The following is a 22749-nucleotide window of genomic DNA, read 5'->3' on the forward strand; positions in this document are numbered from 1 at the left end:
CTGAGTCTCCGTTTGTTGTTGTGAAACAGCGTATTGTTGACGTTGCAAGACCAGAGCTACATGAGCCCCGGTAACCACAGGCTGAGGCTGGGCACGAGCACGAACAGCATCAGCACAAGGAACTGCACGATGACGAAGGGCAGGGCACTGCGAATGATTTCCTCGACCCGGAGCTCGGGACAGACGCCCCTCAAGGCATAGAGGTTGAGGCCGACCGGCGGGGTGACCACGGCGATTTCCAGATTGAGCACCATGATGATGCCGAACCATAGAGGGTCGTAGCCGAGGGCGGTGATCAGCGGCAGTAACACTGGGGTGGTGACCACGATCAGCGATACGGCGTCGACGATCATCCCCAGCAGGATCAGCAGTAGCATGATAGCGACCAGGATCACCCAGGTGGGCAGGCCGGTAGAGGTCAGCGCTTCAGTGAGTAACTGCGGCACTCGTACCATGTTGAGGTAGTCGCCGAAGATCTTGGCACAGCCGATGATCAGCAGAATGGTGCCGCTGATCCGTGCCGTCGTGCCGAGGATCTCCAGGAACTTGCCCCAACTGAGGCTGCGAAACACCACTGTGGCAATCAGGAAAGCCCCCAGGGCACCGATGCCGGCGGCCTCGCTGGGAGTCGCCAGTCCTGAATAGATCGAGCCCAGCACCGCAAGGACCAGCAAGGCGGCATGCCAGATATTGGCAAGGCTGCTCCAACGCTGTTGCCAGGTGAAGCGCTCCTGGCTGACGGGGGCTTCGTCGGGGTTCAGGCGCACGCGCAGGTAGATGAATACCGACAGGGCCAGTGCCAGCAGAATGCCGGGCACGATCCCGCCGATGAACAAGTCGGCGACCGAGACGCTGGCGACGGCGCCATAGATAATGAAAGGCACGCTGGGCGGGATCAGCATCGCCAGGGCTCCGGCACTCACCACCGAACCTGCGGCCAGTGAGCGGCTGTAGCCGCGGTCGAGCATCTGTGGCACGGCAATGGAGCCAACGGCGGCAACGCCGGCCAGGCTGACGCCGGACACTGCGCCGAACATCGCTGAGGCTCCTACCGATGAGATCGCCAGACTGCCGCGAAGCCAGTTGAGCCAGCGCACCGCTGCGGTGAAAAGGCACGATCCTACCGGGGTCGCTCCCAGGAAGTTGCCCATCAGGATAAACAGGGGCAAGGCGATCAATTCGAAGGCATTCAACTGACCAAACAGAGACGAGGGAGCAAAGAAGAACGCCATCGAGCCGCGGGCCATGTAGAGTCCCAGCAGTCCGGACAGGCCGAGGGCGAGAAAGATAGGGACACCGACGATGATCAGCCCTATCAGTACGAGAAGCACAATGGTGGGGTCCATGATCGGCCTCCGTCAGATCACCTTGTCGTTGCGCAGGGCGTTGATATCCTCGGTGCTCAGGCTGAGCCTGCTGGACAGGATGGTCTCGGTGTGTTCACCGAGGGTAGGGCCGACGTGGCGCACACTCCCGGGCGTTCTGGAAAGTCGAGGAAAGACGTTCTGCATCGGCAGTGGCTTGCCCTGGTGATCGGGGACCTCGATGATGGCTTCGCGAGCCCGGAAATGCGGGTCCTCGAGCATGTCGGGGGCACGGTAGACCAAGCCTGCCGGAACACCGGCATCTGCCAGGAGGTCGACGATATGCTGGGCGTCGTGCTGACGGGTCCAGGCCGCGACCAGATCGTCGATGGTCTGCTGGTGCTCGCCGCGTGCCCGATGGGTGGCGTAATCCGGGTGATCGGCCAGGGTCGGCTGGCCCATCGTCTCGCACAGCCGCCGAAAGACCGTATCCTGATTGGCACCGATGATGACATCGCGGCCGTCTCGGGCCGGGTAAGCGTTGGAGGGTGCAATGCCTCTCAAGTAGCTACCGCTGCGTTCGCGAACCTTGCCGGCACGCGCAAACTCGGGGACGAGACTCTCCATCATCGCCAGAACCGACTCGAAGATGCTGCTGTCGATCACCTGACCGTGCCCGGTGCGCTCGCGCTGATGGAGTGCCATCATCGTGCCGAGGGCAGCGTGCAAGCCGGCCAGGGTATCGCCGAGCGAAATGCCGACCCGTACCGGCGGGCGATCCGGGTAACCGCTCAGGTAGCGTAGACCGCCCATGGCCTCGCATACCGAAGCGAAGCCGGCACGCGTGGCGTAAGGACCATCCTGACCGAACCCCGTGACACGCACCATCACCAGGCCGGGATTATGGCGGGAGAGCTCATCGTAACCCAGGCCCCAGCGCTCCATGGTGCCGGGCCGAAAATTCTCGATGATGACGTCGGCATCCTCGGCCAGTTCGCGAAACAGCTCCTGGCCACGGGGTTGACGCAGATCCAGCGTCAGCGACTGCTTATTGCGCCCGATGACGTTCCACCAGAGAGGCTCGCCGGTATCACTGTCGGCGGCACCCCATTGGCGCATGGCATCGCCTTTTCCCGGGGGCTCGATCTTGATGACCCGGGCGCCGAAATCGGCTAGTACCTGGCCGCAGTAGGGGCCTGCGATCAGTTGTCCGAGTTCGAGGACCTTGATGTTGTCGAGGGGTGTCGGAGCGGACTTGTCGTGATGACTCATTGTTGTTGTGCGGCCTCTTCAGAGAGTGACGGGCTAAGTCTGCGGAGTGTCGGGGAATTGGACATGCAGAGCCTGGGCGGCGAGCAGATGGGCACGCATCACGTTTTCGGCCCATGTCGGGCTGCCTGCGAGGATGGCTTCCAGGATCTCCCGGTGGTGGCGCATGCTGCGGCGAAGGTTGTCCAGTTGGTAATTGCCGAAGTTGCGTCTGATCACAGAGGTGCGTACGACGCTATCCAGCACGCTGGCGAGCCGCTGGTTGCCGCTGGCCTGGATGAGCTCGCGGTGGAAGTCGTGATTGAGCAAGGCGATTTCATTGCGTATGCCAAGGTCCGTCTCGATCCGTTCGGTGAGCGCTTCCATGCGGTCTGCGATTTTCCTGAGTCGAGCGAGACATGGTTCGTTCATGTTTTCGCAGGCCAGGCGGACGGCCATGGGCTCCAGCACAACACGCAGCTCGAACACCTCACGGGCGTCCTTTTCCGTCCAGGCCACCACCCGCGCCCCGTGATGGGGTATCGCTTCCAACCAGCCTTCCGATACCAGCTCGCGTAGCGCTTCACGCACTGGGGTGCGGCTTACGTCAAGCTCCCGTGCGATGCTCGCTTCGCGGATGTATTCATGGGCCTGATAGTGACCATCGAGAATCCGTTGCTTGATGACCTCGTGTACCTTCGTGGTCGCCGTCTGGGCTCCCGGGGAGGGCGGTACCGCGCCTGCCTTCGCCATTTTGTCTCCAGTAATTGCATGCAATCTTGAAGCTAGTTGGCGTCAGGCTGGGTAAAAATTGAACTTTGGTCGAGAAGTTGTATGCAATTTTGCGTTTTCTTGCATTTGACCAAGCTGCTGGAAGAGAGGGGGCTAGTATTCCTCCAGGTTGGTGTGCATCGCTGAATTCAACTGCAAGATCTGCTGGCTCACTAGAGACGTCAGGAGGCGTTGTCATGTATTGACCGCTTGCGTCCGAGCCGGCGCTTATCCTGCGCGCTGACGCCTCAGCACCAGCAGGCCCGATGCAAGGATCAGGCTCATGCCCAGCCAGGTCATTCCGTCGGGGACCTCATGGAACAGCAGGTAGCCCCAGAGGCTGGCAAACAGCAGGTAAGCGTAATCGAAGGTGCCGATCAGTGCGGAGGGGGCGACCTGGTAGGCCTTCGCCACACCGGTGTTCACGGCCACCATCAACAGGGCGTAGGTGGCGATGATGGTGAGTTCATTGCGCCCGATGGGCTGCCAGGGGGCAAACAGGAAGGGCGACTGCTCGGCGAGGGATGAGGTGTCGGTGAAGGCGAGCAGGATGCTGATGCTGCCACCGGCCACCAGGAAGGCCAGGTTCAACCCCAGTGCCAGCGTCAGTGGATGTTCCTGCTGGCAGTAGCGTCTTGTCGCCACCATCGCCAGGGCATACAGCACTGCTGCCAGGAGCGGCAGTAGTGTCGCCGGCGCGAAGGCCTCGCCAGTGGGGCGGAGCACCACCACGACCCCGACGAAGCCGCACAGGATGCCGCCCCATATACTGGGAGAGAGGGATTCACGGGCGCCCATGGAGGCCAGGATGGCGATAAACAGCGGCGTCGTGTAAATGGCGACGGCCGCCACGGACAGCGGTATCAAGGGCAGGGCCATATAGTAGGCCATCCACATCAACAGCAGCAGCAGGCTCCTGATGCCGACCCAACGCCATGATGCGAGGGATAGGGGGCGTGTTTTTCGCTGGGCGATGATCAGCCCGGCCAGGGTGGGCAACGAGACCGACGAGGCGAGGACATAGAGTTGCCAAAGGGTGATGCTTGCGCTTAGATACTTGACCAGAGCGTCGGCGAGGGCGAGCAGGAAGACGGCTCCCACGATCAAGGTCACGCCTCGGGATGTGTTGTCTTCATGCGTATCATCTGCCGTCATCACGGGCTCTCCTGCTGGGGTTCGACAAGGAGAGTGCCGATTTCCCGGTCAGGCTCTCAAACGATTTCTCGGCCCTTTCACATAAGGGAGCGTTATGGATTCTCCCACCAGGCCTTTGCCCCCGCTCGCAACGCTACGACCTTTCGAGGCCGCCGCGAGACTCGAGAGCTTCACGCGCGCCGCCGCCGAGCTGCACCTGACGCAGGCAGCGATAAGCCGGCAGATACGACTGCTGGAAGAGGATCTGGGGGTGACGCTCTTCGAGCGACGTCACCGCCGCGTCTTCCTGACCCGCGAAGGGCGCGAGTTCGGCCGGACGGTGTCGCAGGCCCTGGGCAGCATCGCCGCCGATGCACGCGCGCTGAGGGGCGATATCGGCGATACGCAGGTGGTGTTGTTCTGCCAGCTGTGCGAAGCCTTCTATTGGCTCATGCCGCGTCTGGATGATTTCAACCGACGTCATCCCGAGCTGGATATCAAGCTGGCGACATCGACGCGTCCGATCACGGAATTCGGCGAGCCCTTCGACGTTGCCCTGCAGACCAGTGGGCGCCCCAGTGGCACCCATCAACTGGCATTGACGGCCGCGGACGAGATCTTTCCCGTCTGTAGTCCCGCCTATCTGGAAAGACCGGCGGGTTCATTGCGTCTCGATGACCTGCCTGGGCATCGGCTGTTGCACTATCGGGTCGAGCCGGCGGACTGGCTGGAATGGCCCGACTGGTTGCGGGCCGTGGGGCGTAGCGATCTCGTGCTCGGGGAGGGCGTGGACTTCGACAGCTATCCGCTGTTGCTGCAGGCGGCGGTCGCCGGACAGGGGATCGCCCTGGGCTGGCGGCGTACCACGCAGCGCCTCATCGACAGTGGCGAACTGGTTCGGCCGGTCGTGGAAAGTCTGCCGCAGCGGGATGCCATCGCCATCTATACCCGTCGAGGAACATTGCGGCGTGCCGCGACCCAGGCGCTGCTGGCGTGGCTGGACGAACGGCTGGAAGACGACAGGCTCCAGGCGTAGGCGTTTTCGCCCCAGGCGTGCGCTGTCTGGCTCGAAGCCGAGCTCAAGAAGGACATCAGGAAGGGCGTGAGTGGCGCCAGCGCCGGGCCTTCTTGACCAACGTCGACTGGTCGATGCCAAGGGCGGCTGCCGCCGCGCGGGTGGTGCCATGCGCTGACAGGGCCGTATCGATCAACCGGCGCTCCAGCGCCATGACCTGTTCACGCAATGAGCCTGTGGCAGTGGCTGGATCCGATTCGTCTATCGAAGGGGAGGCGGATGGCAACCAGCGCGGGGTGATTTCCTTTTCGGTGATACTGACTACCAGGCGCTCGGTCAGATTGATCAACTCGCGGATGTTGCCTGGCCAGTCATGGCCGGTGAGCAGTTCGAGGCTCTCGGGGTGCCAGCGCCGATCTTGGCCGTGGCGTTGGTTGAAGTGCGCCAGGTACTGATTCAGCAGGGGAATGATCTCTTCGCGGCGCTCGCGCAAGGGGGGAAGCGTCAAGGGAACGACGCTGAGGCGATAATAGAGATCCTCGCGGAATTGGCCCAGGCGCACTTGATGTTGCAGGTCGCGGTGAGTCGCACAGATCAGGCGGATATTGGCGTGGCGAAACTCGGTGCCGCCGACCGGCAGGAAGCGGCTTTCCTCGACGACCTTGAGCAGCTTGGCCTGCAGGGCCAGGGGGAGGTCGCCGATCTCGTCGAGCAGCAGGGTACCGCCGTGGGCAACATCCAGCAGGCCTTGCTTGCCGCGAGGAGAGGCGCCAGTGAAAGCGCCCGGGCTATAGCCGAAGAGTTCGGCCTCGAGCAGCCCCTCGGGCATGGCGGTGCAGTTGAGCTCGAGAAAGGGCCCTGAGGCGCGTTCGCTGTGGCGATGGATATAGCGGGCCAGTAACGTCTTGCCGGTGCCCGTCTCTCCCTGGATCAGTACCTTGACCTGTGTGGGCGCAATGCGTCTGGCCAGGGCATGGCACTCCCGGGATTGCGGACTGCCGATCAGCCAAGGGGGCTGATCGGCAGTCCGAACATCGACATCATAGGCCTCGCGCATGCGATGGATCTGTTCGAGCTGCTCTTGGGCGTGCTTGGCGCGAAGGAGTTCGGTGACATCGCGGACATTGGTGACCACATAGCGTAGCGCCCCCGTGCCATCAAGCATGGGCATGCCACTGACGAGGATCTTGTCATTGTCGCGGATGCTCTGTACTAGTGTGATGGAGCGACGTTCCCGAATCACTTCCAGTGATACGGACTTCGAGATATAGCCGGCCTTGACCAGGTCGGCCATGTGTCGCCCCACCACGTCTTCGCGTTGGATGCCGGTAATGCGTTCATAGGCCGCATTGACGGTGACCGTGATGCCGCGGGCGTCGGTGATGTAGACCCCGTCGTGCAGGGCGTTAAGCACCGAGCGCAATGGCTCGCTGTTGAAGCCGTGGCTCGAGACGTCGGCGACACCGGGCGGAGGCGGTGAGTCGCCGGTAACGCGGTAGCGCAGGCACTCCCCGACCAGGCGCTCGAGCCTGGCCTCCTGAATGGCGGTTTCGAGATCGGTCTGGGTCAATACGCCGATCGCCTGGCCCGAGTCGTCGAAGACTTCAACCGCGCCGACATCCTGTTCTTCGAAGAGTGGTCGGACTTCTGCCATGTGCTGGTTTTCACTGATGTGTCGCATGCCCTGCCCCCTGGAAAGGCGCCCGCCGGATGGCCGGCGGGCGTCGCTTGGCTCAATGTACGTCAAGCGAGGTATCGGGCTCATGTAGACTCTTGGCTGAGTCGGAGGCAGGACGCGGGGACTCCTCGTGGCTGGCCAGGTCCTTGGCGAAGGTGCCGTCGTTCTCTCCCGAGAAGAAGCGGCGACCGTAGATCAGCACGCACAGCAAGACGCCGACGGCAAAGGCCCAGGTGGCACCCTTGATGACCAGCACGGCGGCGATCACACCTGCGATGCCCAGATCGCGTTGGCTCCGGGCTTCCATAATGCCGATGCGCACGCTGACATAGCCCTGGATCAGCAGGGTAAGCGCCAGTGCAATGCCCAGGATAGGCTGCACCAGGCTGACGATCGGCAACAGCAACAGGCCGGTGTTGGTGCCCCAGCGGAACGAGCCCGAACCGCCGAAGATCGAGTGCATGGCGGCCTTGCCTTCCTTGTACCGTTCGGTAATCACCACCTGCATGGCAGCCCAGAGGGGGCCGCACATCACCACGTCGGGGCCCAGCACGCTCATGCCGAGGTTGCGACTACCGAAGATCATGTGGGCGCGGTCAGGGTCGTAATCGACCTTCTCGTCGCGACGCATGTCGTCGGCTTCGTCGAGTAGGGCCTTGCTTTGCAGGACATCGCCGAACAGGACGATGTAGGCCGCCAGAACGGTGGGAATGGCGGTAACGTACATCGACAGCGGTGGGAGCCCGACACCGAAGACGGTGTATTCGCTCAGCATCAGTGCGAAGTCGGGCTGGCTGAATCCCCATTCCACGCTGGGCCAGGACGCCTCGCCGAAGAGGGGCGCGATGATGATGGACAGGACGATGATGGGAAAGATGCCGAGTTTGCCGAGGGTGGCCCAGGCGCCGCCACTTGCCTTCAGCCTGGTGAAGTGCCGAGAGAAGATCAGGTAGAAGGCCAGGCCCACGGCGATACTGATGGTGAAGGGATATTGAGAGAAGCGGCCGCCTTCGTCGAAGACCACCACGATGGCGGCCAGGCCGGCGCCCATGATCACGCCTGCCTTGATCGCGGAGGGGATGAGCCCCACGACTCTGGCCGCGAGTCCCGTTCGCCCGAGGACAAGGGCCAGGATCCCCAGCATCATCTGGAAGGCGATCAACGCATGCACTCGGGCCTCACCCTCGGGGAAGGTCGTCACATAGGCCATCAGCAGGGGAATGGCCGGTGTGATCCAGCCGGGGACGACAGGGTCACCAAGCAGGTGGTGCAGGAGGTACAGCAGGCCGTTCAGCATCACGATGGCGAGTGCCGCCTCGAAGGGCATGCCCAGCAGTTCGGTCATCAACGGAATGGCGGCCAGGTCCACCGCACACATCAGCAGACCCTGCAGGTAGTCGGGTAACTCGAAGCGATAATGCAGGAAGGGCAGGCGTATCTTGAAGGGCCCAAAGGCGATATAAGGCGCTTCCGCGCCGTCGGCACGATGCTTCCATTGGTTCATGGCGTATCTCCACTATTTGGTGTTGTTATCAAGATCAAGGCATTGAAGGCCTAGTAGGCGGCGCGGTAGATCTTCTCGATATCGTCACGACTCAGGACACGAGGATTGTTGCGCAGCAGACGCTCGACCTTGCTGGCGGCGTCTGCCAGTTCGGGAAGCGCGGATTCGGGAATGTCGAATGCCCGGAGTCGTGCGGGGATCTCGACGTCACGGCACAATCGGTGCAGACGATCGATGACGTGGTCGGCGACCTGGATGGCAGACAAGTGGGCGCACGGTTCGCCGAATGCCCGGGCAATATCATGGAAACGTTCGACGCAGGCCAGCTTGTTCCAGGCCATGACATGCGGTAGCAGGAGAGCGTTGCTGACGCCGTGAGACAGGTGGTAACGGCCCCCGAGGGGGTAGGCCAGGGCATGCACGGCGCCGACGCCTGCATTGCCGAAGGCCAGTCCTGCCATCAGGCTACCGGTGGCCATGTCTTCTCGAGCGACGAGGTCTGCCGGGTTGGCGAATGCCTTGGGCAGGGCGTTGGCAATCAGCGTCATGGCCTTGAGCGCCAGGGTATCGGTAAGAGGACTGGCGAAATTCGATAGATAGGCTTCGATGGCGTGGACGAGGGCGTCGACACCACTGGCGGCCGTCACCGAGCGCGGGCAGCTCAACGTCATTTCCGGGGCCACCAGGGCGACATCGGGCAGCAAGTGATCACTGACAATGCCGCGCTTCGTGCCTTGCCGGCTGTCGGCGAGGATGGCGATATTGGTGACCTCGGACCCCGTGCCCGCAGTGGTGGGGATGGCGATCAACGGCACTCCCGAACGTTCGACCTTGTCCTCGCCGAACAAGGCTTCCAGGGCGATGCTGTACGGAGCATAAACGGAAACGCACTTGGCAATATCCATGGCGCTTCCGCCGCCGACGGCGATCAAGCCATCGTGCTCCCCGTGGCGAAAGGCCTGGGCGCATTCCTCGACGACCGCGATTTCCGGTTCCGCGGTCACGCGATCGTAGATGGCGTGATCCTGGTCCTTCATCCGGGATGTCACGAGATCCAGGGTTCCTGACTCGCGCACGCCTCGATCGGTGACGATCAGCGGCCTTTGTATGCCCAGTTTGCGTATCTCCGCGGGGAGCTCGTGCGAGGCTTGTTGGCCGGTGATCAGGCGGTGGGCGGTCTTGAAGCGACTGACGTGCATGGGCGTTATCTCTTGTTGATATCGGTGGCCAGTTCCTGGCGCCTCGATGGGCGCCAGGCCCGAGACGATTGAGCAAGAGATGTGCCACTTTAGAGCTATTTGTAATCTTTTGATATTGCTGGTGAATTTATGAAGATGGCGGCTGATGTCAGCGATATGATGATAAGCATCATCAATTCTTGTCTTTTTTGATGCGAAATATCATCAAGAGCGGTAGCCAGCGTCCTCTCCGATCCGCGTCGAGTGCTCCTCATACCAAAGTTCGAGGCTTCCGAGTCGCACTTTGCGGCCCTGGCTGCTGTAATAGCCTCTTGCTGACACGATTCATCTATCAGTCAGGCCGACATGATGGTCGGCGTCGTTTCGGTTGTTAGATGAATCGATTCACTTGTTCGTCAACGACCCTTGGAAAAGGACAATGACAATGACGCGTATCGTGCAATGGTCGATTACCGTGGCCCTGGCGGGCTTCCTGTTCGGCTTCGACACTGCGGTGATCTCGGGCGCCGACAAGCCGATCCAGGCCCTCTGGGGGCTCAGTGACCTCCAGCATGGCCTGCTGATCATGTCCATGGCGTTATGGGGTACCGTGCTGGGTGCCATCTTCGGCAACTGGCCCACCGACAACCTCGGGCGCCGTGCCACCCTGATCATCATCGGGGTGTTCTACCTGGTATCCGCCCTGGGCTCCGCGATGGTCTCGGATCCGGTGCTGTTCGCCATCTTCCGCCTGTTGGGCGGTATCGGCGTGGGGATTTCCTCGGTGGCCGCACCCACCTATATCTCCGAGATCGCTCCGCCGAAGCATCGTGGCCTGCTGGTCGCCATGTATCAGTTCAACATCGTCTTCGGCATCCTGATGGCCTTCATCTCGAACTATCTCATCGGCAGCCTGGTCACCGAGGATGCCTGGCGCTGGATGCTCGGTATCGAGGCGGTACCCGCCCTGATCTACACCTTGATGATCACGCGCGTGCCGCGTAGCCCGCGCTGGCTGATTCTCAAGCGCAACGATGTCGCGGAGGCAACCCGCGTGCTGCGCCTGATCAACCCCGAGGCGGATACCGACGCGGAGATCGCGACGATTCGCGCTGCCGAGGATGAAGAGCGCACCGCGCACGCACGCTTCTTCTCGCGTCGCTATCGCCTGCCGATCCTGCTGGCCTTCCTGATCGCCTTCTTCAATCAGCTCTCCGGCATCAACTTCATCATCTACTATGCGCCCCGCGTACTCGAGGCGGCCGAGCTTGGCAGCCAGGCAGCGCTGTTGTCGACGGCCGGCATCGGGCTGGTCAATCTGGTCTTCACCATGATCGGCATGTCCTTGATCGACCGGTTCGGGCGGCGGACACTGTTGATCATCGGTTCAGCCGGCTATCTGCTGTCGCTGGTGCTGATCTCGCGCGCCTTCTTCACTGATGCCCTGGGGGGCATCGAGGTGCCGCTGCTGCTCGGCCTGTTCATTGCTGCTCATGCCATCAGCCAGGGCGCGGTGATCTGGGTGTTCATCGCCGAGGTCTTCCCCAACCATGTGCGCGCTCGTGGCCAGTCCTTCGGCAGCTCGGTGCATTGGGTCTTCGCGGCCCTGATCACCCTGGTCATGCCTTGGGTGCTGGGGACCTTCAGCGGCGGCCCGGTTTTCGCCTTCTTCGCCGTCATGATGCTGCTGCAGCTGGTGTTCGTGCTGTTCCTGATGCCGGAAACGCGCAATGTCTCGCTCGAGGAACTGCAGCGGCATCTGGTCGGGGACGACGTCAAACTGCGCCGTGTGCACCTTTCCGGTGCTCGGGCTCAGGCGTCAGTTTCTGGCAGGGGAGCATGACGGAAGATGCCCGCCCCTGGCCTGGTCCTGTCATGGGGCGACCGGCAGTGTGGCATCAGGCTGCGCGGGCGGGCTTTCCGGGTAGGCGATGCCCGTATGTCGACAGTGTGACATGCGGGCAATAAAAAACCGCCACCCGGTATTATCCGTAAGTGGCGGTTTTCATGAATCTTGTGGTCGGAGTAGCAGGATTCGAACCTACGACCTCTGCCTCCCGAAGGCAGCGCTCTACCAAGCTGAGCTATACTCCGATGTCGGGCCCGGTGGGCGACAACGGATGCGTATTATACGTAAACGAATATGCTGTGCAAGCCCTTGTGGCCAATGCGGGTCGTCGTGCCGACGCTCAGGTGCGGCGGTCCACCGCGCGGTGCGCGAGTTGCTCCATGCTGTCGCGGTAGGCGGAGGGTGGCAAGACCTCGAGCTGAGCCAGGGCCTTGGCCGACATTTCCTCGGCGCGGCGCTGGGTGTAGTCCAGGGCGCCGGTGTCGTGGACGATGGCGAGGACTTCGTCGAGTCGCTCGAGACCGCCCTGACGGATGGCCTGGCGCACCACCTTGGCCTGTTCGGGGGTACCGGCGACCATGGCCTGGATCAGCGGCAGGGTGGGCTTGCCCTCGGCCAGGTCATCGCCGACGTTCTTGCCCATGGTGTCGGCGTCGCCCCGGTAGTCGAGCAAATCGTCGACGAGCTGGAAGGCGAGGCCGAGATAGCGGCCGTAGGCCTGCAGGGCGGCTTCCTGTTCCGGGGTGGCGTCGGCGATGATGGCACCGCAGTGTGACGCCGCCTCGAACAGCATGGCGGTCTTGCCCTGGATGGTCTCGAAATAGGCGGCCTCGTCGACATCCGGGTTGCCGACGTTGGTCAGTTGCTGGACCTCGCCCTCGGCGATGGTGCAGGTGGCCGCCGAGAGGACGTCCATGATGCGCATGGAACCGACGCCGACCATCATCTGGAAGGAGCGCGAATAGAGGAAGTCGCCCACCAGCACCGAGGGGGCGTTGCCCCAGGCGTCGTTGGCGGTGGCACGCCCTCGTCGCATGTGCGACTCGTCGACCACGTCGTCATGCAGCAGTGTCGAGGTGTGCATGAATTCGATCAGGGTGGCCAATGCCACGTGCTGGTCGCCTTCGTATCCCAGGGAACGCGCGGCCAGCAGCACCAGCAAGGGGCGCATGCGCTTGCCGCCGCTATCGACGATATACTGGCCGATGGCTTCCACCAGCGGGATGCGCGAGGCGAGCTGGATCTGGATGGTACGGTTGACGGCGGCAAAGTCTTCGGCCACCACCGCATGGATGGGCGTGTCGGGGGTGGTGAGCTGTGTCGGCGCGGTGGTGGCTGGCATGAAGGCGATATCGATGAGACGAAGTGGGCGGCCAGTGTTTGACCGAATTGTCGGCCATGCTATGGGCCCCCCTGAGGGGCGTCAAGCGTGCCAGTGCCTCCATGGGCCGGCTCATGGCGTCGGCCAGGGGTCGACCCTGTTGAATGCGTGTGCATTCGCCGCTATAATCCGCGACCCACTCATCTCGCTCCCTGTCAGATGGTGCCAAGAGGGGTGCCACTCGAAGCAGGTCGACGAAGAGCCAACCCTTGATGAGTCCTGGAGAGAGAAACATGTACGCAGTTATCAAGAGCGGTGGCAAGCAGTACCGCGTTCAGGAAGGCCAGACGCTCAAGCTGGAAAAGCTGGAAGTGCCGACCGGTGACACCATTGAGTTCGACGAGGTGCTGCTGGTGGGCAACGATGACGACGTCACGGTCGGTGCGCCGAACGTCGACGGAGCCAAGGTCTCTGCCGAGGTCGTCTCCCACGGTCGCGGAGAGAAGGTGAAGATCATCAAGTTCCGTCGCCGCAAGCACAGCATGACGCGCAAGGGCCACCGTCAGTGGTTCACCGAAGTCAAGATCACCGGGATCTCCGCGTAAGCGGTCATCAGTCCCCTGAACGAGCGAGGTATTTGCAATGGCTCACAAGAAGGCAGCGGGTTCCACCCGTAACGGTCGCGACAGCGAATCGAAGCGCCTTGGCGTCAAGCTCTTTGGCGGCCAGGCAGCAGTTCCGGGCAACATCATCGTCCGTCAGCGTGGCACCAAGTTCCACGCCGGTGCGGGCGTCGGTATCGGCAAGGACCACACCCTGTTCGCGCTGGAAGAGGGTCAGGTCAAGTTCGAGACCAAGGGTCCGAAGAACCGCAAGTTCGTGAGCATCGTCTCCGCCTGAGGCGACTCGGACTTCAGGGAGCCGGCCGGTCTGGGTGACAGCGCGTGGCGGAAAGTGTTCGCGCCGCGCACGCTTCACTCTCCTGATCAGGTCAGGCTCCTCGCAGGAAGGCCCCGCCATGGCGGGGCCTTCTTGTATCATGGCGACATGAATCGCCGGGAGAATAGGTAATGCAGTTCGTCGACGAAGCTTCGATCATCGTGGAGGCCGGCAAGGGTGGTAATGGGTGCCTGAGCTTCCGCCGCGAAAAGTACGTGCCCAAGGGCGGCCCGGATGGCGGCGATGGTGGCCATGGCGGCAGCGTTCACCTGATCGGTGACGATGCCTTGAATACCCTCATCGATTTCAAGTATCAACGCTTCTACAAGGCCCAGAATGGCCAGCCGGGGCAGGGGCGGCAGATGAGCGGTCGCGCCGGCGAGGATCTGCATGTCAAGGTGCCGGTAGGGACCACGGTGATCGACGAGGACACCCTCGAGGTGATTGCCGATGTGACCGAGGCCGGCCAGGTGGTGCTCGTCGCTCATGGCGGGCGTCGCGGACTCGGCAATATCCATTTCAAGTCCTCGACCAACCGGGCGCCGCGCCGTACCACGCCGGGCACCGAAGGCGAACGTCGCAACCTGCGCTTCGAGATGAAAGTGATGGCGGATGTCGGTCTGCTGGGAATGCCCAATGCCGGCAAGTCGACGCTGATTCGTTCGGTGTCGGCGGCCAAGCCCAAGGTGGCCAATTACCCGTTCACCACCCTGGTGCCCAACCTTGGCGTTGTGAAGCTCGGCCAGCATGAGCACTTCGTGATGGCCGATGTGCCGGGGCTGATCGAGGGGGCGTCGGATGGCGCCGGCTTGGGGCTGCGCTTTCTCAAGCACCTGACGCGCACCCGGCTGCTGCTGCATGTGGTCGATGTCGCGCCCTTCGATGAGACCGACCCGGTTGAGGCCGCCCAGGCCATCGCTCACGAACTGGGGCAGTTTTCCCCGGCGCTCGCCGAGCGGCCGCGCTGGCTGGTGCTCAACAAGCTCGACCTGCTGCCGGCGGAGGAACGCGATGCCGTGGTCGACGACATCGTGACGCGTCTGGACTGGCAGGGGCCCGTTTTCCGCCTGTCGGCTATCAGCGGGGAGGGCGCCGATGTTCTGGTGCAGGCCGTGCATCGCTGGCTGACCGAGCAGCGTCAACTGGAGAACGAGGACGAAGACGCCGCCGAGCACGAGCACGAGATGCGTCGCCGCATGGAAGACGAAGCCGTGGCACGCACTGAGGCGCGCCTGGGTCGCAAGCGCAAGCGGGCCGACGAGGATGACGATGACTTCGATGATGGGGATTATGACGTCGAGGTCGAATACGCCCCCTGAGGAGCGGAACTGGCTGCGCTCGCCCATACGGCGTTAAAAATTGGCTCAAGATGCTCATTTGCAATAGCAAACTTCGCTCTGTTCGCCAATTTTTGCCTTGTCTGGCCGTCGCTCGCTCAGTTCTCCAGCTTGGGGAGATCAGACAGGTTGAGGCGAGAAGTCGATGAACGATCTCGAACAGGTGCCTGACCGCGAGGCGCTGAAGCGCATGCGGCGTGTGGTGGTGAAGATCGGCAGCGCCCTGTTGACCAACGACGGGCGGGGGCTCGACGAGCCGGCCATTGGTGGCTGGGTCGACGAGATCGCCGAGCTGCACCGTCGCGGCATCGAGGTGGTGCTGGTGTCGTCCGGTGCCGTGGCGGCGGGCATGGTGCGCCTAGGGTGGCAGACCCGCCCTTCCGAGGTGCACGCCCTCCAGGCCGCCGCTGCGGTGGGGCAGAATGGCCTGACCGAATGTTACGAAGGCCACTTCGCCCGTCATGGGTTGACCACTGCCCAGGTCCTGCTGACCCATGACGACCTCTCCAATCGCAAGCGTTACCTCAATGCGCGCTCTGCACTGCGCACCCTGGTCGACCTGGGGGTGGTGCCGGTGGTCAACGAGAATGACACCGTGGTCACCGATGAGATCCGTTTCGGCGACAACGATACCCTCGGCGCCCTGGTGGCCAACCTGCTGGAGGCCGATGCTCTGATCATCCTGACCGATCAGGAGGGGCTCTTCGACGCCGACCCGCGCCATGACCCGAATGCCCGCCTGATTGCCGAGGGACGTGCCGATGATCCCCGGCTGGCCGAAGTGGCCGGTAGTGGTGGCGCCCTGGGGCGGGGGGGCATGTCGACCAAGGTGCGAGCCGCGCGTCTGGCGGCGCGCTCCGGCGCGGTCACGGTGATCGCCAGCGGGCGTCAGGGCGGCGTGCTGGGCCGGCTCGTCGAGGGCGAGCGGCTGGGAACCCTGCTCATGCCCGAGCGTGCCCCCATGGCGGCGCGCAAGCGCTGGCTCGCGGGGCAACTCCAGGTACGCGGCACCCTGACGCTGGACGACGGGGCGGTGAAAGTGCTGCGCGACAGCGGTTCCAGCCTGCTGCCGGTGGGGGTGAAGGCCGTGTCGGGTGATTTCGTGCGCGGTGACATGGTGCTGTGTGTCGACGAGCAGGGCCGCCGGGTGGCCAAGGGGCTGGCCAACTATGGGGCCGATGAAGTCCGCCGCCTGCTTGGCCAGCCCAGTCATCGCATCGAGGCGATTCTCGGCTACATGGAGTCGCCGGAATTGATACACCGCGATAATCTGGTGGTTATCTGAGCGACAGAGAGCCGCCCCTTGGCCAGGCTGGCAAGACGTCGTACGGCATGATAGGATGCGCCATCCTCTCAGACACGGCCCGTAAGCGACGACGCTGCATTGCGTGGTCGGTCCAATGGCCAGGCCGACGGGGATTTTTTTATTTCCCTGTTGGATCAATATGTTATTGAATGCCGCCGAGCATGGCGGTAACAACTTTCTCCAAGGAGACAGTCAGTGGCTAACAGCAAGCAAGCCCGTAAGCGCGCCCGTCAGGCAGAAGGCCGTCGTGTCCTGAAAGCCAGCCAGCGCAGCATGGTCCGCACCTACGTCAAGAACGTCATCAAGGCCATCAATGGCGGCGACCATGCCCAGGCGATGGATGCCTTCAAGCAGGCCCAGCCGGTCATCGACCGCATCGCCGACAAGGACGTGCTGTCCAAGAAGAAGGCCGCTCGCCTGAAGAGCCGCCTCAACAAGCGTATCAAGGCCCTGGCAGCGTAAGCACGCCGGATGCCCATGGGGGACGCGAACCATTTCGCGAGTGCCCCATCGAAGAACCGGCTGCGGCCGGTTTTTTTGTGGCCAGCATGAAAACACGCCAGGTCTGCCGAGGAACCGCTTCGTGACTGATCCCCAACCACCCACCGAATCGACGGACTCTGTCGCCGGCGATGCCGAGCCACGTCAGGCGGCGCCCCGTCGAGGCGGACTGATGCGCTCGGGCATGGTCGTTAGCAGCATGACCATGCTGTCGCGGGTGATGGGGCTGGCCCGGGACATGGTGATCGCCGCGCTGTTCGGCGCGGGGCAGGGGGCGGATGCCTTCTTCGTCGCCTTCAAGGTGCCCAACTTCCTGCGTCGGCTGTTCGCTGAAGGTGCCTTCAATCAGGCCTTCGTGCCGGTGCTCTCGGAGTATGCCACGCAGCGCACCCGGGACGAGGTGCGCGAGCTGCTCGATGCCGTGGCCGGCAGTCTCGCGGCGGTGCTGGTGCTGATCACCGCTCTGGCCATGCTGGCCGCGCCCTGGCTGGCCTGGGCCTTCGCGCCGGGGTTTGCGCGTGACCCCGAGAAACTGGCGCTTACCGCGGACATGCTGCGCCTGACGTTCCCTTATCTGCTGTTGATCTCGCTGACGGCCTTCTCAGGCAGCGTACTCAATACCTGGGGGCGCTTCGCCGTGCCGGCCTTCACGCCGGTGCTGCTCAATCTGTCGCTGATCGGCGCGGCGGTGCTGCTCACGCCCTTGGTGAGCGAACCTGCCATGGCGCTGGCCTGGGGGGTGCTGATCGCCGGGGCGGCGCAATTGATCTTTCAGGTGCCGTTTCTGGCTCGCCTCGGTGTGCTGCCGAGACCCTGGCCTCATTTCGCTCATGACGGCGTGCGACGCATTCTCAAACTGATGGCGCCGGCGATGTTCGGCGTCTCGGTGGCACAGATCAACCTGCTGCTGGATACCGTGTTGGCCTCGCTGCTGGCGGCCGGCAGCGTGTCCTGGCTGTACTATTCCGATCGCCTGGTGGAACTGCCGTTGGGGGTGTTCGGGGTGGCCATCGGCACGGTGATCCTGCCGGCACTGTCCAAGCGCCACGCCGAGCAGTCTCCCGAGCATTTCGCGCGCATGCTCGACTGGGCGATTCGCGCCGTGCTGCTGCTGGGGCTGCCGGCGGCCCTGGCCCTGGTGGTACTGGCCGAGCCGCTGCTGATCACCCTGTTCCATTATGGCGCCATGACCGACCATGACATCGACATGGCGGCCATGAGCCTGCGGGCCTATGCGGTGGGCCTGGTGGCCTTCATGTTGATCAAGGTGCTGGCACCGGGGTTCTTTGCCCGTCAGGATACGAAGACGCCGGTCACGATCGGCATGATCGCCATGGCCGCCAACATGGTCTTCAACCTGATCCTGATCTGGCCGCTGGCGCATGCGGGACTCGCGCTGGCCACGGCACTCTCGGCGTTTCTCAATGCCGGCCTGCTGGGGCGCTTGCTGTATCGGCGAGGGGTCCTGGTCTTTCAGGCTGGCTGGGGGCGCTATGCCGTGCAACTGCTCGGAGGTTGCGCGGTGATGGGCCTGGCGCTCGCCTGGCTGGCGCCGGATTGGCATCGGTGGCTCGACTGGTCGCTGATGACGCGCGCGGGCTGGATGGCGGCCCTGGTGGTGAGCGGCGCGGCGGTATATTTCGCCTGGCTGGCCGCGACAGGGGTACGGTTGCGTCATTTTCGAATGAAAAGCTGATATGCCGGGAGTCTACCGGCGCGGCTGTCAAGGGGCGCCCTGTCCGTTATAATCGACCACTTTACGTTAATGGCGCGAACGGCCCATGCAAGTGATTCGAGGATTGCACAATCTGCGCGACGAGCACCATGGCTGTGTGGCGACCATCGGCAATTTCGATGGCGTGCATCGCGGCCATCAGGCGATCCTTGATCAACTGCTCGAGCGTGCGCGTTCGCTGTCGCTGCCGGCCACGGTGGTGGTCTTCGAGCCTCAGCCCAGGGAATTCTTCGCCGGGGACCAGGCGCCACCTCGCTTGACGCGATTGCGTGACAAGGTTCGTCTGCTGGCTGAACACGGCGCCGATCGCGTCCTGTGCCTGCCCTTCAACGACGCCCTGCGCAGCCTGACGGCTCGGGCGTTCATCGAGCAGGTGCTGGTACAAGGGCTTGGCGTGCGCCACCTGGTGGTGGGCGACGATTTCCGCTTCGGCTGCGACCGGCGCGGTGACTTCGAGTTGTTGCAGGCGGTCGGCACCGGCTCGGGATTCGATGTCGAGCATACCCGGACCTTCCTGCTGGATGGCGAGCGTGTTTCCAGCACGCGGGTGCGGACCATGCTGGCCTGCGGCAATTTCGATCAGGCCGCCCGCATGCTGGGACGACCTTACCGACTCGGCGGCCGGGTGGTGCGCGATCGCCAGCTCGGGCGCACCATCGGCGTGCCCACCGCCAACTTGCCGCAGCCCCCCCATCCGTTGGCCCTGCAGGGTGTCTATGCGGTCAAGACCGAACTGCCGGAAGGGCGTCACGCGGAGGGAGTCGCCAATATCGGCTGGCGCCCCACGGTGGGAAGTCTGCGCCCGGTGCTCGAGGTTCACCTGTTCGACTTCGATGAAGACCTGTACGGCCAGCGACTGACGGTATTGCCCTGCGCCAAGTTGCGCGGCGAGATGAAATTCGATGGCCTCGAGGCCCTCAAGGCCCAGATCGGTGCCGACCAGGCCCGTGCGCGACGTTTCTTCGCCGAGACGGCGGCGACCGGAGACTCTCTACCTCTGGCATCGGCGCCGCTGGCGCGCGAGGCCGTGTTTTCCGACTCCTCGGCGGGACTGCCCGCCGACCATGATGACGGCTGACCCCCAGGATATGAGCGACTACAAGCACACTCTGAATCTGCCACAAACCGAATTTCCGATGCGCGGCATGCTGCCCAAGCGCGAGCCTGCGCGGGTGGCCCAGTGGCAGGCGATGGACCTCTACCACCGCCTGCGCGAAGCGCGTCAGGGGCGCGAGTCCTTCGTGCTGCACGATGGCCCTCCCTATGCCAATGGCAGCATTCACATCGGTCATGCGCTCAACAAGATCCTCAAGGACATCATCGTCAAGTCCCGGAACCTGGCCGGCTTCGACGCGCCCTATGTGCCGGGCTGGGACTGCCATGGCCTGCCCATCGAACACAAGGTCGAGACGACCCATGGCAAGCACCTGGAGCCGGCCCAGGCCCGGGCGTTGTGTCGTGAGTATGCCGCCGAGCAGATCGAGGGGCAGCGCGAGAGCTTCATTCGCCTGGGGGTGATCGGCGACTGGGAGCGACCTTACCGCACCATGGATTTTGCCAACGAGGCCGGCGAGATTCGTGCCCTGGCCGACCTGGTCGAGGGGGGCTACGTCTTCAAGGGGCTCAAGCCGGTGAACTGGTGCTTCGATTGCGGCTCGGCCCTGGCCGAGGCGGAAGTGGAGTACGCCGACAAGCAGTCCGATGCCATCGACGTGGCGTTTCCCTGCGCCGAGGACGACAAACTGGCCGCCGCCTTCGGGCTGACCGAGCTGCCCAAGCCCGCCGCCGTGGTGATCTGGACGACCACGCCCTGGACCATCCCCGCCAACCAGGCGCTGAACGTGCACCCCGAGTTCACCTATGCCCTGGTCGACGTGGGCGACCGGCTGTTGCTGCTGGCCGAGGAGCTGGTGGAAAGCTGCCTGGAACGCTTCGGGCTCGAGGGCAACATCATCGCCACCGCCGCTGGCGAGCGGCTGGAGTTGATCGAGTTCGCTCATCCCTTCTACGAACGCCGTGCTCCGATGTTCCTGGCGGACTACGTGGAGGTCGAGGAGGGCAGTACCGGCATCGTCCACTCGGCACCGGTGCACGGGGTCGACGACTTCGAATCCTGCCGTCGATACGGCATCGAATTCGACGACTTCATCAGTGTCGTCAAGGGTGATGGCGTCTATGTGGACGACCTGCCCTTCTTCGGCGGGCAGTCGATCTGGAAGGCCAACCTGCAGATCGTCGCCAAGCTCGACGAGGTCGATGCCTTGCTGGCCCACCACCCGATCACGCATAGCTACATGCACTGCTGGCGCCACAAGACGCCGGTGATCTATCGGGCCACCGCCCAATGGTTCGTGGGCATGGACGTGACCGGCGGCGATGGCCGTAGCCTGCGCGACAAGGCGCTGGCCGGCATCGAGGCGACAACCTTCACGCCTGCCTGGGGCAAGGCGCGTCTGCACTCGATGATCGCCAACCGCCCGGATTGGTGTATCTCGCGCCAGCGCAACTGGGGGGTGCCGATTCCCTTCTTCCTGCATCAGCAGACCGGCGAGCTGCACCCGCGCACCGTCGAGCTGATGGAAGAGGTGGCCAAGCGCGTCGAGCGCGAGGGCATCGATGCCTGGTTCCGCCTGGAGGCGGCCGAGCTGCTGGGCGACGAGGCCAGCGAGTACGAGAAGGTCACCGATACTCTGGATGTCTGGTTCGATTCCGGTACCACGCATCGCCATGTGATGCGCGGTTCGCACCCGATGGGGCATGACCAGGGGCCGCGTGCCGACCTGTATCTCGAAGGCTCGGATCAGCATCGCGGCTGGTTCCATTCCTCGCTGCTCACCGGCTCGGCGATCGATGGTCATCCGCCGTATCGCCAGTTGCTCACCCACGGCTTTACCGTGGACGAGAAGGGGCACAAGCAGTCCAAGTCGAAGGGCAACGTGGTCGATCCCCAGGAGGTGATGGACCAGTACGGCGCCGATATTCTGCGGCTGTGGGTCGCCTCGACCGATTATTCCGGCGAGATGGCTGTCTCCGATCAGATCCTCAAGCGCACCGCCGATGTCTATCGACGCATCCGCAATACGTCGCGCTTCCTGCTGGCCAACCTCAACGGGTTCGACCCTGCGCGCGATGCCCTGGCCTTCGATGACATGCTGGCCCTGGACCGCTGGGTGGTGGACCGTGCCGGTCAGTTGCAGGCGCGCATCCTGCAGGCATACGAGGAGTATCGTTTCCTCGATGTCTACCAGCAGGTGCATGGCTTCTGCGCCCGGGAACTGGGCGGCTTCTATCTGGACGTGATCAAGGATCGCCAGTACACCACCCAGGTGGATTCGGTGGCCCGTCGCAGTGCTCAGACCGCGCTGTACCATGTCGTCCAGGCGCTGGTTCGCTGGATCGCGCCGATCCTCAGCTTCACCGCCGAGGAGATTCACGAGCATATCCCCGGCACGCGTGGCGAGAGTATCCTGCTCGAGGAGTACTATGGCGGCCTGGGCGCCTTGAGCGACGAGGCCGAGCTGGGGCGCGACTTCTGGGAGCGGGTGCTCAACGTCAAGCAGGCCGTCAACAAGTGCCTGGAGGACGCCCGAAATGCCAAGGTCATCAAGGGCAACCTGGCTGCCGAGGTGACGCTCTACGTGGATGACGAACTCCGCGAGACCCTGAGCCGACTGGGCGACGAACTGCGCTTCGTGATGCTGACCAGCGACGTGCACCTGGCATCGCTGACGGATGGCGGTGACGCCGAGGCGACCGAGCTCGAGGGGCTCAAGGTGGCCGTCGCGGCCAGCGAGTATCACAAGTGTGAGCGTTGCTGGCACCATCGCGAGGACGTCGGCCAGCATGCCGATCACGATGACCTGTGCGGTCGTTGCATCAGCAACCTGCCGGATGGTCCCGGCGAGACTCGTCACTATGCGTGAGGTGGG

Annotated in this window: 18 protein-coding genes and 1 tRNA gene; 10 read left to right on the forward strand and 9 right to left on the reverse strand. The window is 63.4% G+C overall.

The window, feature by feature from the left end:
- Nucleotides 1-56 precede the first annotated feature (56 nt).
- The 4 genes from RSO41_RS09370 to RSO41_RS09385 form a co-directional block, all read right to left on the reverse strand.
- Nucleotides 57-1346, reverse strand: coding sequence for a TRAP transporter large permease (locus RSO41_RS09370; protein WP_315618831.1), 1290 nt, complete (start codon nucleotides 1344-1346; stop codon nucleotides 57-59).
- Nucleotides 1347-1358: 12 nt separating this feature from the next.
- Nucleotides 1359-2576 (reverse strand): CoA transferase, encoded by a 1218-nt coding sequence (locus RSO41_RS09375; RefSeq protein WP_315618832.1) that lies wholly within the window; start codon nucleotides 2574-2576, stop codon nucleotides 1359-1361.
- Nucleotides 2577-2609: 33 nt separating this feature from the next.
- Entirely contained in the window at nucleotides 2610-3305 is a 696-nt protein-coding gene (locus RSO41_RS09380) for a GntR family transcriptional regulator (RefSeq protein WP_315618833.1), read from the reverse strand.
- Nucleotides 3306-3551: 246 nt separating this feature from the next.
- Nucleotides 3552-4478 carry a DMT family transporter gene (locus tag RSO41_RS09385; RefSeq protein ID WP_315618834.1) on the reverse strand — a complete coding sequence of 309 codons (927 nt, stop codon included), beginning with the start codon at nucleotides 4476-4478 and terminating at the stop codon, nucleotides 3552-3554.
- A 94-nt stretch (nucleotides 4479-4572) separates the two neighbouring features.
- Between RSO41_RS09385 and RSO41_RS09390 the strand changes: the two genes are divergently transcribed.
- Entirely contained in the window at nucleotides 4573-5493 is a 921-nt protein-coding gene (locus RSO41_RS09390) for a LysR substrate-binding domain-containing protein (RefSeq protein ID WP_315618835.1), read from the forward strand.
- 55 nt (nucleotides 5494-5548) lie between these two features.
- Here the strand turns inward: RSO41_RS09390 and RSO41_RS09395 are convergent, their stop codons facing one another.
- Genes RSO41_RS09395 through RSO41_RS09405 form a run of 3 tightly spaced genes read right to left on the reverse strand, consistent with a single transcriptional unit; the run spans nucleotide 5549 to nucleotide 9853 of the window.
- Entirely contained in the window at nucleotides 5549-7153 is a 1605-nt protein-coding gene (locus RSO41_RS09395; RefSeq protein WP_315618836.1) for a sigma 54-interacting transcriptional regulator, read from the reverse strand.
- Nucleotides 7154-7205: 52 nt separating this feature from the next.
- On the reverse strand, nucleotides 7206-8654 hold the full coding sequence (locus RSO41_RS09400; RefSeq protein WP_315618837.1) for a hypothetical protein: 1449 nt from the start codon (nucleotides 8652-8654) through the stop codon (nucleotides 7206-7208).
- Between the two features lie 50 nt (nucleotides 8655-8704).
- The gene (locus RSO41_RS09405) at nucleotides 8705-9853 is read right to left on the reverse strand and encodes an iron-containing alcohol dehydrogenase (RefSeq protein ID WP_315618838.1); all 1149 of its coding nucleotides are present in this window, start codon (nucleotides 9851-9853) and stop codon (nucleotides 8705-8707) included.
- Between the two features lie 418 nt (nucleotides 9854-10271).
- Here RSO41_RS09405 and RSO41_RS09410 point away from each other — a divergent pair, with 418 nt between their 5' ends.
- Complete coding sequence (locus RSO41_RS09410; protein ID WP_315618839.1) at nucleotides 10272-11675, forward strand: sugar porter family MFS transporter; 1404 nt, start codon at nucleotides 10272-10274, stop codon at nucleotides 11673-11675.
- 174 nt (nucleotides 11676-11849) lie between these two features.
- Here the strand turns inward: RSO41_RS09410 and RSO41_RS09415 are convergent.
- Nucleotides 11850-11926: transfer RNA gene (locus RSO41_RS09415), tRNA-Pro, on the reverse strand.
- A gap of 95 nt (nucleotides 11927-12021) precedes the next feature.
- A complete protein-coding gene (ispB, locus tag RSO41_RS09420; protein WP_315618840.1) occupies nucleotides 12022-13023 on the reverse strand; it encodes an octaprenyl diphosphate synthase in 1002 nt (333 codons plus the stop codon).
- 272 nt (nucleotides 13024-13295) lie between these two features.
- Here ispB and rplU point away from each other — a divergent pair, with 272 nt between their 5' ends.
- The 8 genes from rplU to ileS all read left to right on the forward strand — a co-directional run bounded on the left by rplU (nucleotide 13296) and on the right by ileS (nucleotide 22743).
- On the forward strand, nucleotides 13296-13607 hold the full coding sequence (rplU, locus tag RSO41_RS09425) for a 50S ribosomal protein L21 (RefSeq protein WP_013331065.1): 312 nt from the start codon (nucleotides 13296-13298) through the stop codon (nucleotides 13605-13607).
- Between the two features lie 37 nt (nucleotides 13608-13644).
- The gene (gene rpmA / locus RSO41_RS09430) at nucleotides 13645-13902 is read left to right on the forward strand and encodes a 50S ribosomal protein L27 (RefSeq protein WP_141320707.1); all 258 of its coding nucleotides are present in this window, start codon (nucleotides 13645-13647) and stop codon (nucleotides 13900-13902) included.
- A 170-nt stretch (nucleotides 13903-14072) separates the two neighbouring features.
- A complete protein-coding gene (gene cgtA / locus RSO41_RS09435) occupies nucleotides 14073-15260 on the forward strand; it encodes an Obg family GTPase CgtA (protein WP_315618842.1) in 1188 nt (395 codons plus the stop codon).
- A 163-nt stretch (nucleotides 15261-15423) separates the two neighbouring features.
- Nucleotides 15424-16563 carry a glutamate 5-kinase gene (gene proB / locus RSO41_RS09440; protein ID WP_315618843.1) on the forward strand — a complete coding sequence of 380 codons (1140 nt, stop codon included), beginning with the start codon at nucleotides 15424-15426 and terminating at the stop codon, nucleotides 16561-16563.
- A 216-nt stretch (nucleotides 16564-16779) separates the two neighbouring features.
- Nucleotides 16780-17046 (forward strand): 30S ribosomal protein S20, encoded by a 267-nt coding sequence (gene rpsT / locus RSO41_RS09445; RefSeq protein ID WP_275287954.1) that lies wholly within the window; start codon nucleotides 16780-16782, stop codon nucleotides 17044-17046.
- Between the two features lie 121 nt (nucleotides 17047-17167).
- Nucleotides 17168-18781 (forward strand): murein biosynthesis integral membrane protein MurJ, encoded by a 1614-nt coding sequence (gene murJ / locus RSO41_RS09450; RefSeq protein WP_410000319.1) that lies wholly within the window; start codon nucleotides 17168-17170, stop codon nucleotides 18779-18781.
- 85 nt (nucleotides 18782-18866) lie between these two features.
- Nucleotides 18867-19898: a bifunctional riboflavin kinase/FAD synthetase gene (ribF, locus tag RSO41_RS09455; RefSeq protein ID WP_315618844.1), complete on the forward strand. Its 1032-nt coding sequence runs from the start codon at nucleotides 18867-18869 to the stop codon at nucleotides 19896-19898.
- Between the two features lie 10 nt (nucleotides 19899-19908).
- Nucleotides 19909-22743, forward strand: a complete 2835-nt coding sequence (gene ileS / locus RSO41_RS09460) for an isoleucine--tRNA ligase (protein ID WP_410000321.1) — start codon at nucleotides 19909-19911, stop codon at nucleotides 22741-22743.
- Nucleotides 22744-22749: the final 6 nt, after the last annotated feature.

Source organism: Halomonas sp. I1, assembly GCF_032334135.1.
In the GTDB taxonomy this organism is placed as follows: Bacteria; Pseudomonadota; Gammaproteobacteria; order Pseudomonadales; family Halomonadaceae; genus Halomonas.

Bases quoted from the DNA above. Each gene is read 5' to 3' on its own strand.
- RSO41_RS09370 (WP_315618831.1), bottom strand. From the start codon at position 1,346: ATGGACCCCACCATTGTGCTTCTCGTACTGATAGGGCTGATCATCGTC.
- RSO41_RS09375 (WP_315618832.1), bottom strand. From the start codon at position 2,576: ATGAGTCATCACGACAAGTCCGCTCCGACACCCCTCGACAACATCAAG.
- RSO41_RS09380 (WP_315618833.1), bottom strand. From the start codon at position 3,305: ATGGCGAAGGCAGGCGCGGTACCGCCCTCCCCGGGAGCCCAGACGGCG.
- RSO41_RS09385 (WP_315618834.1), bottom strand. From the start codon at position 4,478: ATGACGGCAGATGATACGCATGAAGACAACACATCCCGAGGCGTGACC.
- RSO41_RS09390 (WP_315618835.1), top strand. From the start codon at position 4,573: ATGGATTCTCCCACCAGGCCTTTGCCCCCGCTCGCAACGCTACGACCT.
- RSO41_RS09395 (WP_315618836.1), bottom strand. From the start codon at position 7,153: ATGCGACACATCAGTGAAAACCAGCACATGGCAGAAGTCCGACCACTC.
- RSO41_RS09400 (WP_315618837.1), bottom strand. From the start codon at position 8,654: ATGAACCAATGGAAGCATCGTGCCGACGGCGCGGAAGCGCCTTATATC.
- RSO41_RS09405 (WP_315618838.1), bottom strand. From the start codon at position 9,853: ATGCACGTCAGTCGCTTCAAGACCGCCCACCGCCTGATCACCGGCCAA.
- RSO41_RS09410 (WP_315618839.1), top strand. From the start codon at position 10,272: ATGACAATGACGCGTATCGTGCAATGGTCGATTACCGTGGCCCTGGCG.
- ispB (WP_315618840.1), bottom strand. From the start codon at position 13,023: ATGCCAGCCACCACCGCGCCGACACAGCTCACCACCCCCGACACGCCC.
- rplU (WP_013331065.1), top strand. From the start codon at position 13,296: ATGTACGCAGTTATCAAGAGCGGTGGCAAGCAGTACCGCGTTCAGGAA.
- rpmA (WP_141320707.1), top strand. From the start codon at position 13,645: ATGGCTCACAAGAAGGCAGCGGGTTCCACCCGTAACGGTCGCGACAGC.
- cgtA (WP_315618842.1), top strand. From the start codon at position 14,073: ATGCAGTTCGTCGACGAAGCTTCGATCATCGTGGAGGCCGGCAAGGGT.
- proB (WP_315618843.1), top strand. From the start codon at position 15,424: ATGAACGATCTCGAACAGGTGCCTGACCGCGAGGCGCTGAAGCGCATG.
- ribF (WP_315618844.1), top strand. From the start codon at position 18,867: ATGCAAGTGATTCGAGGATTGCACAATCTGCGCGACGAGCACCATGGC.
- ileS (WP_410000321.1), top strand. From the start codon at position 19,909: ATGAGCGACTACAAGCACACTCTGAATCTGCCACAAACCGAATTTCCG.